General features: G+C 40.7%; 11 protein-coding genes and 1 pseudogene. 5 read left to right on the top strand and 7 right to left on the bottom strand.

Annotated features, from left to right (window positions below; translation table 11 throughout):
* Positions 1–79 precede the first annotated feature (79 nt).
* A complete protein-coding gene (locus tag MHH54_RS02490; RefSeq protein ID WP_003214354.1) occupies positions 80–1,177 on the top strand; it encodes a DctP family TRAP transporter solute-binding subunit in 1,098 nt (365 codons plus the stop codon).
* A 25-nt stretch (positions 1,178–1,202) separates the two neighbouring features.
* On the opposite strand, the gene MHH54_RS02485 is transcribed toward MHH54_RS02490, so the two are convergent.
* Positions 1,203–2,033, bottom strand: coding sequence for an EcsC family protein (locus tag MHH54_RS02485; protein ID WP_003214224.1), 831 nt, complete (start codon positions 2,031–2,033; stop codon positions 1,203–1,205).
* A 157-nt stretch (positions 2,034–2,190) separates the two neighbouring features.
* On the opposite strand from MHH54_RS02485, the gene MHH54_RS02480 reads away from it, so the two are divergent.
* From MHH54_RS02480 to MHH54_RS02465, 4 genes are all read left to right on the top strand, one after another.
* On the top strand, positions 2,191–2,451 hold the full coding sequence (locus MHH54_RS02480) for a GlsB/YeaQ/YmgE family stress response membrane protein (protein WP_003214275.1): 261 nt from the start codon (positions 2,191–2,193) through the stop codon (positions 2,449–2,451).
* A gap of 223 nt (positions 2,452–2,674) precedes the next feature.
* Positions 2,675–3,952: an Nramp family divalent metal transporter gene (locus MHH54_RS02475; RefSeq protein WP_003214137.1), complete on the top strand. Its 1,278-nt coding sequence runs from the start codon at positions 2,675–2,677 to the stop codon at positions 3,950–3,952.
* 70 nt (positions 3,953–4,022) lie between these two features.
* Positions 4,023–4,592: a GNAT family protein gene (locus MHH54_RS02470; protein WP_003213957.1), complete on the top strand. Its 570-nt coding sequence runs from the start codon at positions 4,023–4,025 to the stop codon at positions 4,590–4,592.
* Between the two features lie 98 nt (positions 4,593–4,690).
* Positions 4,691–4,954: a hypothetical protein gene (locus tag MHH54_RS02465; RefSeq protein ID WP_003214365.1), complete on the top strand. Its 264-nt coding sequence runs from the start codon at positions 4,691–4,693 to the stop codon at positions 4,952–4,954.
* Between the two features lie 39 nt (positions 4,955–4,993).
* Here the strand turns inward: MHH54_RS02465 and MHH54_RS02460 are convergent, their stop codons facing one another.
* The 6 genes and pseudogenes from MHH54_RS02460 to MHH54_RS02435 all read right to left on the bottom strand — a co-directional run bounded on the left by MHH54_RS02460 (position 4,994) and on the right by MHH54_RS02435 (position 11,916).
* Positions 4,994–5,218: a hypothetical protein gene (locus MHH54_RS02460; RefSeq protein ID WP_003214145.1), complete on the bottom strand. Its 225-nt coding sequence runs from the start codon at positions 5,216–5,218 to the stop codon at positions 4,994–4,996.
* A 91-nt stretch (positions 5,219–5,309) separates the two neighbouring features.
* Positions 5,310–5,757 (bottom strand): annotated as a pseudogene (locus MHH54_RS02455) (hypothetical protein).
* 222 nt (positions 5,758–5,979) lie between these two features.
* A complete protein-coding gene (locus MHH54_RS02450) occupies positions 5,980–6,489 on the bottom strand; it encodes a hypothetical protein (RefSeq protein WP_106036114.1) in 510 nt (169 codons plus the stop codon).
* A gap of 14 nt (positions 6,490–6,503) precedes the next feature.
* Entirely contained in the window at positions 6,504–8,102 is a 1,599-nt protein-coding gene (locus tag MHH54_RS02445) for a T7SS effector LXG polymorphic toxin (RefSeq protein ID WP_342500907.1), read from the bottom strand.
* 195 nt (positions 8,103–8,297) lie between these two features.
* Entirely contained in the window at positions 8,298–10,019 is a 1,722-nt protein-coding gene (locus MHH54_RS02440) for a pyruvate oxidase (RefSeq protein WP_342500636.1), read from the bottom strand.
* A 70-nt stretch (positions 10,020–10,089) separates the two neighbouring features.
* Positions 10,090–11,916 (bottom strand): APC family permease, encoded by a 1,827-nt coding sequence (locus tag MHH54_RS02435; protein WP_003213937.1) that lies wholly within the window; start codon positions 11,914–11,916, stop codon positions 10,090–10,092.
* Positions 11,917–12,000 lie beyond the last annotated feature (84 nt).

The following is a 12,000-nucleotide window of genomic DNA, read 5'->3' as shown; positions in this document are numbered from 1 at the left end:
TTTCTCATCATTTTTTTCACCTGTATCTTTACGAATTCTTCCTCGGTCAAGTATGCTTGACATAAGGGGGATCGGACGCATGAAGAATTTACTCGCCTATACACTATTGCTCTTGATCGGTTTTGTAACCGCTTTATACTTTGGTTTCTATCATATGATGCCAAAAGCAGCGACGACCTTTGACGATGAACAGACAGGGCTGAAGGATCAGCTTGTGTTCAAATTTAGCCATGTCGTGGCAGATAATACACCAAAAGGACTTGCCGCAAAGAAATTTGCTGAGCTTGTGCACGAAAAATCCGATGGGAAGATCACCATTCAAATTTTCTCCAACGGAAGTCTTTATTCTGATATAGAAGAAATTAATGCACTCAAAGAGAATCAAGTTCAATTTATCGCACCATCTACCTCGAAGCTCGGCATGCTATCCTCTGAGTGGCTGGCACTTGACCTTCCTTTTGCTTTTTCTAATTATGATGCGGTTCAGGAAGGCTTGCACGGTGCAATTGGACAAAGATTGTTTGGCACCCTGCAAAAAGACGGGCTAAAGGGAATGGCGTATTGGACAAATGGCTTTAAGCAAATCACCTCTAATAAAGGTCCAATCAAACAGCCTAGTGATTTAAAAAACCAATCTCTCCGCATTATGCAAAGCGACATGATTGAAAAACAATTCAAACTTCTTGGCGCAAAGCCCTATCAGGAATCGTTTAATTCGACGTTTCAGCTATTAGAAACAAAAAAAGTAGATGGTGAAGAAAATACCATTTCAAATATTTATTCAAAAAAATTCTATCATATACAAGACTATATGACGATCAGTAATCACGGGTATTTAGGCTATGTGGTCTTAACAGATCAATCCTTCTTTGATCGCCAGACACCTGAAACGAAACGAATTTTACTTGAAGCGATGGAAGAAACAACAGCTTGGAATGAAAAACATGCAGAACAGATGAACAAAGATCAGCTGGAGGACATTAAACGGGAATCGCAGATTGCCATTCATGAATTGACGCCAGCAGAAAGACAAAAATGGATGAAAGCCCTCGATCCTTTGTATGAGGAAGCCGAAAAAACTATTGGTTCTACCCTAATCAAACAGATTCGTGAGCTGCGTGCGCGTTATGAACATTCTCCGATCCATGCTTTTCAAGAAGAGGATCAGACCAAATAAAAAATCCCTTTGAGAAAGGGATTTTTTATGCACCAGATTCACTCTGTCCTTGCTGCGTGAGCTCTTCTAATCTTGAGACAATTCTTCGCTTTCGGTATTGCATCATGCCTGTTTCGGCAATACTTTTTAGTTGTGAGCGGTTGGAAACTGCGCCAAATAAAATCCCTGCTACTGGAACAAGCTGAAACAGTTTCTTCCAGCCAAATGAATCTCGGTAATTATAGACTACCTCACGCCATCCTTGGATTTGTGAGAACATGTTTTCGTGTTTCCCTTCGGAAGCATGATAGCTCCTGAGTTCTTTTAATATCGATTTCTTCCCAACCACATCAGCAGAGGTCAACTGTAAGCATTTTATGATGAAGACCCGCTCTTCCTTGTTTTTAGGATCATAGCCATAGGTGACGGCAATATCCTGTAATGTTTTAAGGGAGAGACCAAGTACCGCAGGAATATCTGCAGCCAGTGTAAACATACCACCGACACCCGTTGTCGCCCCTTGTACCGTGGCGAGATTCGTCCTATTTTTCCCCATATGTTCACTAATGGCATCCATGATTTCAATTGGAGCTTTTTCTATATCTTCTATACGCTGAATCGATTCGTCGGCACATTTCTTTTGAAATTGATGGATGATGCCTTTTTCTGATGTCAAATAGGCACCGCCTGATTGAATGTAATGCCCCATTTCATCTAGCAGCACACCGATTTTTTTCTGGATAAAGGCAGGCGTCAGCTTGTCCAGCATTTGAAATGGCAGGCGGCTGAGTTTCTCCCAAAACCATACCTTTTGCTGATCTTTCTCCCACTGTTCAATCTGCTTTAATTGTGCTTTTAGCCACTCTCTTTCCTCCATGCCTTTTTCCTCCTTAGATGCTGCTGAAGTATTTGTTTGTTATTATACACAATCCTTTTCCATCATACGTATAGAACATTGAATCGGTTTCGAAAGGTTTGAAACTTTTTCAAAACGGTTATTGCTTAATACACAAACAAAAAGAGGAGTGATCAACATGTTAGGATTTCTGATTTCATTAGTTGTGGCGATTGTCATCGGCCTTATTGGCAGTGCACTCGCTGGAGGTAGTGTACCAGGAGGATGGATCGGTTCAATGATTGCAGGACTTGCAGGTGCTTGGATTGGTCATGGATTACTTGGAACGTGGGGTCCTAGTTTGGCAGGCTTTGCGATCATTCCAGCAATCTTAGGTGCAGCGATCTTTGTCATCATCTTAAGCCTGATCTTCCGTAGTGTGGGATCAAGGGTATCTTAAAAAAACAAATAACAGAGGAAGCAGTAGGGACACCGTCTATAAAGGCGGTGTTTTTTATGTGTTGGATTGACAAGGTATCTATTTTTTTCACTTACATATGATAAACAAACCTATTAGTTCAGATAGTTGACTTTTCATGAAGATGGGCATATGATGATTAAAAATTGCATCAAGGAAACATTTTGTGCCCAAGCAAAACTTTGTAGAATCTAGGTGATGACATATGACAAACAAATACATCGAGGCACAGGCACACATGTCAGAGGCAGCTGAGCGTGCACTTGAAGGAAAAGTCAAGGGATTTAGAAGACTCCTTCCTTTTCTCGGTCCTGCTTTTATCGCAGCCATTGCTTATATTGATCCAGGAAATTTCGCCACCAACATTGCGGCTGGCTCCAAATATGGATATCTCCTTTTATGGGTCATTCTCATATCAAATCTCATGGCTTTGCTCATCCAGTCTTTATCCGCAAAGCTTGGAATTGCGACAGGCAAAAACTTACCTGAAATCGCACGTGAAGAGTTTCCAAAGCCCGTTTCGATCGGTTTATGGATTCAGGGAGAGCTCGTCATTATTGCCACGGATTTAGCTGAGTTTATCGGGGCGGCACTTGGTTTATACTTGCTCTTTCGAATCCCGCTGCTTGAAGCATCCATTATCGCGGCTATCGGTTCATTTGCGATATTGGAGCTGCAAAGACGAGGATATCGAGCATTAGAAGCAGGTATCACAGGCATGTTGTTCGTTGTCGTGATCGCTTTCGCTGTACAAACCTTTGTCGCCAAACCAGATATCGCAAGTGTCGCTGGTGGACTGTTCATTCCAAAATTTGATGGCGCAGACAGCGTGCTGCTTGCAGCTGGAATTTTAGGTGCCACTGTGATGCCTCACGCAATCTACTTACATTCAGCTTTAACCCAAAGAAGAGTCGTCGGCAGAACGGAAAAGGAGAAAAAGCAGATTTTTCGCTTTGAGTTTTTAGATATCCTCATTGCGATGATCGTCGCCGGGGCCATCAATGCCAGCATGTTGATTGTGGCAGCCGCTTTATTTTATAAAAATGGTCTCTTTGTTGAAGATTTGGATGTTGCGTTTCAGCATTTTGGTACACTCGCAGGGCCTGTATCAGCCATCTTATTTGGTGTAGGTCTGCTTGTAGCCGGACTATCCAGCTCTTCTGTCGGTACATTGTCAGGCGATATCATTATGCAGGGCTTTATTCAATACCGGATCCCGCTGTATGTTCGCCGGCTGATTACCATCATTCCTCCGATTGCGATTATTGCATCTGGAGTGAATCCGACCTCTGCGCTTGTGATGAGTCAGGTCGTCTTATCGTTTGGGATTGCTTTTGCTTTAATTCCGCTCATTTTATTTACAAGTAAAAAACGAATTATGGGTGAATTAACGAATGCCCGCTGGGTGACAGGAATATCTTGGGTGATAGCAGCTCTTGTTGTAGCACTTAATCTCTTCTTAATTGTAGATACGTTTATGTAAAAGACAGTGTTGAGCTGTCTTTTTCTTTCCATTTGGTTATGGTAGAATTCCCCTGAGAGGATGTGGGTACATGTTTGTTTATCAGGATCAAGAGATATCCATGCGGCTGCTTGAGCCAAGAGACGCAAGAAGTCTGTATTTGCTCATCCAGCGGTCGAGAGAGCATTTACGTGAATGGATGCTTTGGGTGGATTCAACACAGACAGAGGAAGACAGTATGGCGTTTATCCAAGGTGCGATGCAGCAAGCGATGCAGAACAACGGTTTTCAAGCGGGCATTTGGTCACATGGAGAACTTGTCGGCATCATTGGCACCCATCAAATTCATTGGATCAATAGAACCGTTTCAGTCGGCTATTGGCTCGGAGAAGGCCATCAAGGAAAAGGCATCATGACAAAAGCATGCCAAGCAGTCATTCGCTATTTATTTGAAGAGTGCGGGCTGCATCGTATTGAGATTAGGGCTGCTGTCGATAACCAGAAAAGCAGACGCATCCCAGAGCGATTATCCTTTTCGCTTGAGGGAATTTTAAGACAATGTGAATGGCTGGGCAATCGCTTTACCGATCATTGTGTGTACGCCCTTTTACAGCCTGAATATATAAAACAAAAAACGCATTCGATGAATCAGCCCACTTAATTGTGTCGATTGCATGAATTATTTTACAAAGTGAAGCTTTGTAGTATCCGTTGTGATCGGCATCTGATAAAATAGAAGGAAAAATCGAGGTATGATGTATGTCTCTTATTATTTTATTTTACTTATGGATTGTCCCTTTGTTATTTGGTATTTTCTTCTCCTTCCTAACAAAGAAAGCCACCTACAAACGCCGCTTTGTCCCATCCTATAGCATGATAGGACTCAGCATCGTTTTTCTCATTCTGGCACTCGTCTTTTCAGCCAGCCATTTTCTATTTATTTGCGGTATGTTCCTATTTGCCACCACCCTTGTTGGCACAGGCATTCCCTTATTCTTAGCCTTTGGAAAAACACCATCCTAAACAAAAACCACCTTTTCACGATGGAAAGGTGGTTTCTTTTTATTGAAGAGGCATTCGGTATGTCATTGTGGCATTTGGATGTTCTTCAATCGTCTTCATCATGTCTTGAAGGATCTCGGCTGCGCGATCATTTGAGTCATACTTGCCGAGCATCTTTGCCCAGGAAGTACTCCCCAAAATCATCCCTTCAATTTTTTTGCCGCTTACTGAGACTTCTTGGACATGAATCAGAGTTTGTTGGTTTTGTGTGAGGATCCATAGCATGGTTGTTATTCCCCTTTTCAATTTGTAATGACTTCTATTTGATTTCTTCTCATTTTAAGCTTTTTTAACTGATAATTCATTTGACCATTGATCATTCATTGAATTTTTCAGCATATATTAAATCTGATTCATTAGGTTCTTCCTTATACTCTTTCACATGACCATCTTTATCATATTTTATGTAAGTCATCTCTCGGCCAGCAATACATTCACACTCATACTTTTTATTTCCATTCTCAAAAAACTCCACTTGATATCCCTCTGTAGTGTTCTTCCTCATATACCCTATTTTTTTTCAAACTGCCATTTGGGTAAAACTCCACGTACTTCCCCTGTTTAATACCTTTCTCTACATAGAAATAACTTTCAACATGTCCGTTTTCGTACATATCATAGGCTAGTCCCGTAAATAGTTTTTCTTTCCCTCCTTGAGTATATTCTACAATCGCTAGTTCATAGGGTCCCCCATACTCTAGAGACTTTTCAAACTCAATACCACTTTCTACAACTAACTTCTTTGTCAATATATCATTCAATATTTAAAAACCCTTTCCGTTTCTATGTTTGAACAAAACAAAAAACAGCTGTAAAAAATTATATAATCCGTTTTCACTTGCTCATGAGGTGGCTTCTAGCACTTTCTTGATAATGAAAAATTCCTTCACCATATTCATCACTATCAAATAATTTTCTAAACTCCGATCAACACAAAAAACCTTTTAAGACATTTAGTCATCAAGGTTTTTGTATTTCATAATACTCTAATTCAATGCATCTTCTAATGTTTTCTTTTCATGTTCTAACATACCACTTATGATAATACCACATACTACTTCTTCTTTATCCAAAGCAAATCCTACTGTATCACTTTGTAAAATAGATACTGCATCATTTTCTGAGAATGAAATGAATACCTTATCCCTACCTATATACACGTCTAATTTACCTTTTTCGTCTATATAGGTATTATCATTAGATTCTTCTATCTGAAAACTCGGTACACCTTTAACCATAATTATATCTTCCATATCTAATTTCAAACTTTCCATTTTGTGTACATTTTCACTTAACGTTAGTGTAATTGAACGAATATTACCCGTATATTTCCCTAAACCTATTTCAATTAAAGATTTCTTGAAATCTCCAGTTCTCCAATATATCGTTGGCTCTTTTGATATATTCCAACTACCAAATTCTATATTAATCGGTGTATAAAGATCATATTCAATGTTGATAGGTTGACTGTCTTTATATTCTATTACTTTTAACATCATCATTTCTCCTTTTAAGGCATATACACAGCATGCTTTATTACTGGTAGCAATCCGTCTCCGCGAGGTTTACTAAATATTAATTCCCAATTACCTACCTTCATAATTTCTTCATATTTAATTCCTTGCTTGGCAGCATTGTTAACAGAGCTTTGGAAACTCGACAATAAAGTTTGACTATTTATCGGCATACCATGTGTCGTTGCATCTCTAGTTATATACTCAACCATATGTTTTGTCCCATTAGGGTGCACCCAGAACTTTCCATCAACTGTTGCTAATTCAAAAGATTTTGGGATTTTTGTACCTTCATAAAGTGGTTGAGTAACTTTTATATCCTTCCACACTGTACCATTATCCACATTTTTAACAGTACCACCTTTAATCCCCATCTTCCCATTGAACCCCTTCGCCCCAAACGGCAAAAGCATTCCCAGCGCCGCATTCATACTCGCTTCCTGCTGTTCTTTCGAGACCTTATTCCCAAACATATCACGCCCTGTAATCGCTTCGCTGAAGCCGTTGGTGGCGGTAAGACCATATAAGCCTTTTTGAGATGTTTTTAAGGCGTCAAAAGACTTTTGCGATGTCTTGTAAATGTCGACTGCTCTGACTGCGGCTGATGTGGCTTGAGTTGTTTTATAGACGGCTTTACCACCTTTGAAAATGCGTCCTGCCCAGCCGACGATTGGGATATATCCTGCAGCTGCCATGCCGCCTGCGGCGACGCGCTGTCCTGCAGTAAGTTCTTCGCCTGTGATCGGATCGACACCTGTTGCGGCACGTTTTGCATCGTTCACGCCTGTCAATTCATTGACAATATTCCCGCCATAATCGAGTGCTTTTTCATACCAAGGACGGTTGGCGAGCGCTTCTTGTTCCTTTGCGATCTCGCGGGCCTCTTCTTGTTCTTTTTTGATTTTCAGATATTCAGAAGTTTGCTTCTCAATATCGCTTTTTGCCTTGTAGATTTCACTATTTTGATACGCTTTCTTGTCAAAATTCATAGGCGAAATGGCTTTTCCGTCATTTGTAGCATTGATCATTTCTACGTACAATGCCATTGTAGCTTGCTGCTCCGTTTCTGACAAAGCATATTCATCTTTTACATTTTGATCAAGCTCTCTTAGGTCTTTCACTGTCTTTTTTCGCTCGTCTTCCGCATCTGCAATTTTTTCATCAAAAGTTTGACTATCAAATACTTCTAGAGAAATGAGGTCGTCGATGTCTTGAAAAATCGTTTTAAGCGCCTTTTTTTGATCCTTCACAATGCTTTTGGCATTTTTGATGCCCATATGTACAGCGTTGTCTAAAAAGTGTTCTTCTACGAAGGTTTCGCCGCCAAAACTCGTATCATCAAGTGTCCCAGAAACACCTTCATGAAAGGCTTTTTGCTTATCAATGAAGCTGATAAACATATCTACATTTCCAGCCAGTTCTTTATAAAAGTTTTTAATGTTACCGGCACCTTTTCCAGTGAAATCATCACCGAGGTTAGCCACGCCTTGAAGTGCCTTTTTTAAATCTACCATTTGTTCACGGAGTTCCTGGTAGTGTTTTGCCCTTGCATCCATGGCACTTGTTAGTGCTTTTGCATCAAGTATCTTGCCCAGAAGAAGTCACTCCCTCCATTATTGATCATAAAGTCTATTTTACCTTTCTCAGCGAATTGGAAAAAATAGGCTTTAAGTTACAAAAATAATTTCCAAATATTTTAATAGAGATGAAGGCAAGTGACAATTGAAATGTTTTTCCTAATCATCACAAAAAAAGTCAGCCCTCTTTTCAGAAGACCGACTACTTTGTGTTTAGAAAAAGCGTTTGAGGCTTTTCTTGAGTGGAGGGATATCCAGCTCACCTTTTTCAAAGAATTTTTTCAATAAATATTTACTGAAGCCTGCTGCTTGGGTGTAAGTGATTTTCCCAGGTAACGGAGGTTCATTGGCGACAGCGACATCAATAATGACTGGTTTATCGGATTGAAGAGCTGTATCAAAGGCTGGAGCTAATTCTTCATGTGATGACACGGAGATTCCTTTGCCTCCACACGCTTCTGCAAACTTAGCAAAATCAATATCCTCCAGCTCTATACCATAATTTATGTTTCCTTTTACCTGTTGTTCATATTCAATCATCCCTAAATTGTTGTTGTTTAAGATTACGACAACGATCGGCAGCTTATACTTTACAGCTGTCACAAAGTCTTGCATGACCATTGTGAAGCCTCCATCACCACAGACGGCAATGGCTTGTCGGTTCGGTTCATTCAATTTAGCTGAAATCGCACCAGGTAAACCGCAGCCCATTGTGGCAAGCCAGCTGGAGATAATGAAATCCTGCTGTTTCATTTCAAAATGACGTGCCATCCATACCGTGACATTACCAACATCAACTGAAAGAATGGCATTGTCCTCGACTGCTTCTTCTAGTCTAGCAATGACTTGCTGTGGTTTAATTGGTGAAGTAGCAACAGATTTTTCTTTATCCATTTCTTCTCGCCACTTCATCATATGTTCTGTACAAGCTTCAAGAAAGCCACGCTGTTCTTTATATTCAATGTAGGAAGTTAGTTCATGCAAACCACTCTTGCTGTCGCTCACAATTCCCACATCTACCGGATACCTTTTGCCGATTTGATCTGGTTTAATATCTAGTTGAATGGCTGGCGTGTCCTCTGGTAAGTAGTCTCTATATGGAAAGGAGGTGCCAAGCATAATTAAGAGATCACATTCTTCCATCGCTTCATATGCCGGCTTCGTTCCAATTTGACCTAAGTTACCTAAAAAGTATGGATGCCTGTCTGGCACAATACCTTTTGCAGGGAGCGTGATGACGATAGGAGCAGCTGCCTTTTCTGCAAATGAAAGAAGCTCTTCTTTTGCATGTCTTAATCCTTTACCTGCTAAGATGACTGGTTTCTTCGCATTGTTAATCAGCTGAGCTGCCTTTAGCAATTGATCTTTCTTTGCCCGTACTTCTCCCTCAACATAAAGAGGAGATGTATAGACGGGTTTACGCTTTATTTTTTGAGAAAATAAGTCATCCGATACGGTGAGAACTGCCACACCTTTATGGGTATAAGCTGCTTTGATGGCTTGATTCAATAAGTCAGGCAGCGCCTCTGCTGTCTGTACCTGCTGATTAAAGACAGCGACATCGTCAAACATTCGCTCCAATTTGATTTCTTGGAATGCGTCTCTGCCTACTTCGGCCGAAGCAACCTGCCCTGCAATTGCTAAAACTGGTGCACCATCTGCTTTTGCATCATACAGTCCATTTAATAAGTGGACAGCACCCGGCCCAGCGATTGATAAGCAGACACCAAGTTTACCTGTTAGTTTGGCATCAGCCGCCGCTGATAGTGCTGCCACTTCTTCATGTCTCGTTTGGATAAATTTTATTTGGCTTGATTCATGCCTAAGTTCTTCAATCAATTCGTTTATACTATCGCCGGGCATTCCATAAATATGTTTCACGCCCCACTCTTCCAGTAGCGCTGTTACTTCTTTTCCTGCGGTTCTTTGCGGCATGTGAAAAAACTCCTTTTTTCTTACTCCATACCACCGCATCCTTTTGATCAAACGTTTCAACTTGCTTCTGCTACTTTTTAAAATGATAGGGCAGGGTTGCCACCACAATATCCCGCTTCCATAATAGGCGGAATCTTAATAAAAAGGCAGATTGATTATGCAAAATGGTGTGCCATCTTTTTTTCGGTATAAATTGTGGCACAAGCACCATCACTTTATATTGATGGGCATTTGCTTTTGTTTCAACTGTCTCAAGAAATTTATCTAGCGGGTGAATGAGGCTTCGATAGGATGAATGCAGCATCACAAGCCGTACACCGCTATTGAGTTTTTCCCAATCTTCTTCAATTTTCTTATCCTTTTCTTTATCAAAGGATACATGAACCGCTATGACTTGCTCTGACAAAGACTTTGCATATTGAACAGATTGTTCGACAACACGCGTGACACCCGCTATAGGTACGATGACCACATTTCCTTTAATCTCAACAGGCTCTGTTTCATTCAATAAACGCAGTTGTTCTCCAACAGACAAATAATGCTTTTTAATGGAATGAAAGATAAATAAAACAATAGGCAGGAAAACAAATATTGGCCATACGAGATGGAACTTGGTCAAAATGAGAATCATAAAAACTGTAAAAGAAATCAGTGCTCCAACGATATTGATTGGCATTTTCGTTTTCCAGCCCTGCGGTTTTTCACGAATCCACTTCACACACATGCCGGTCTGCGACAGGGTAAATGGAATAAACACACCGACAGCATATAGCGGTATAAGATGTTCTGTTTTTCCATCAAACAACCAGATGAGCAGCATAGAGGCTACGCCTAGAAAGATAATGCCATTAGAGTAACCAAGCCGGTCTCCTCTTACAGTAAACATACGCGGCATATATTTATCCTTTGCTAAATTGACAGCCAATAACGGAAAGGCTGAAAAGCCGGTATTTGCCGCTAATATTAGAATTAGCGCTGTGACTGCCTGAATCACGTAATAGAAAAACGTACGTCCAAAAGTGTCTGACGCAATTTGTGATACAACCGTTTCTTCTGGCTTTGGCGAGATGCCGAAACCAAATGCAAGCAATGTGACTCCCACAAATAAAACAGCTAGCAATCCACCCATCATCAACAATGTTCTCGCTGCGTTTTGTGCAGCTGGTTTTTTAAAGGATGGAATCGTATTTGAAATGGCTTCTACTCCAGTCAGAGCAGAACAGCCAGATGAAAAAGCTTTTAATAACAAAAATAATGTAATGCCTTGTACGTGTGTGCCTACCGCTGTATGTTCAGGTGCTGGCGGTACGCCGCCTGTTAATAATTTGAAACCGCCTACTCCAATTAATATAAGGAGTGAAAATACAAACAAGTATACAGGATAAGCCAGAATAGATGCCGATTCTGTTAATCCACGGAGGTTGAGCACCATAATCACGATGACCAATACAATTGAGATCAAGACATGATATGGATATAGTGTTGGAAAAGCCGATGTGACGGCATCGGTCCCCGCTGAAATGCTCACTGCTACAGTCAAAATATAGTCTACAAGCAATGATCCGCCAGCGATCAATCCCGGTTTTTCACCTAGGTTTCTGCTAGAGACGACATATGCCCCGCCGCCTTCTGGATAAGCATAAATGATCTGGCGGTAAGACAGAATTAACGCCATTAAAAGAATTAATACACAACCTGCAATCGGGAGTGAGTACCAAAATGCTGCTGCACTAACGACAGAAAGAACAATTAAGATTTGTTCTGTACCATATGCAACTGATGATAATGCGTCTGATGACAATAATGCCAACGCTTTGATTTTTGATAGTTTTTGTTCTCCTGCTGCCTGTGATTTTAATGGTTTACCAATTAAAATACGCTTCATCAAACTGTACATGTGATGCCCGCTCCTTTAGTGTCAAACGATTTAAGTTGCAAAAGATGGATCGCCAAAAAGACACAGAGGCAATAGAATGCCCCT

This window comes from Bacillus sp. FSL K6-4563 (genome assembly GCF_038630405.1).
In the GTDB taxonomy this organism is placed as follows: Bacteria; Bacillota; Bacilli; order Bacillales; family Bacillaceae; genus Bacillus; species Bacillus pumilus.
Note: the sequence above shows the minus strand (reverse complement) of the source record. Positions and strands in the feature narration are given on the sequence as shown.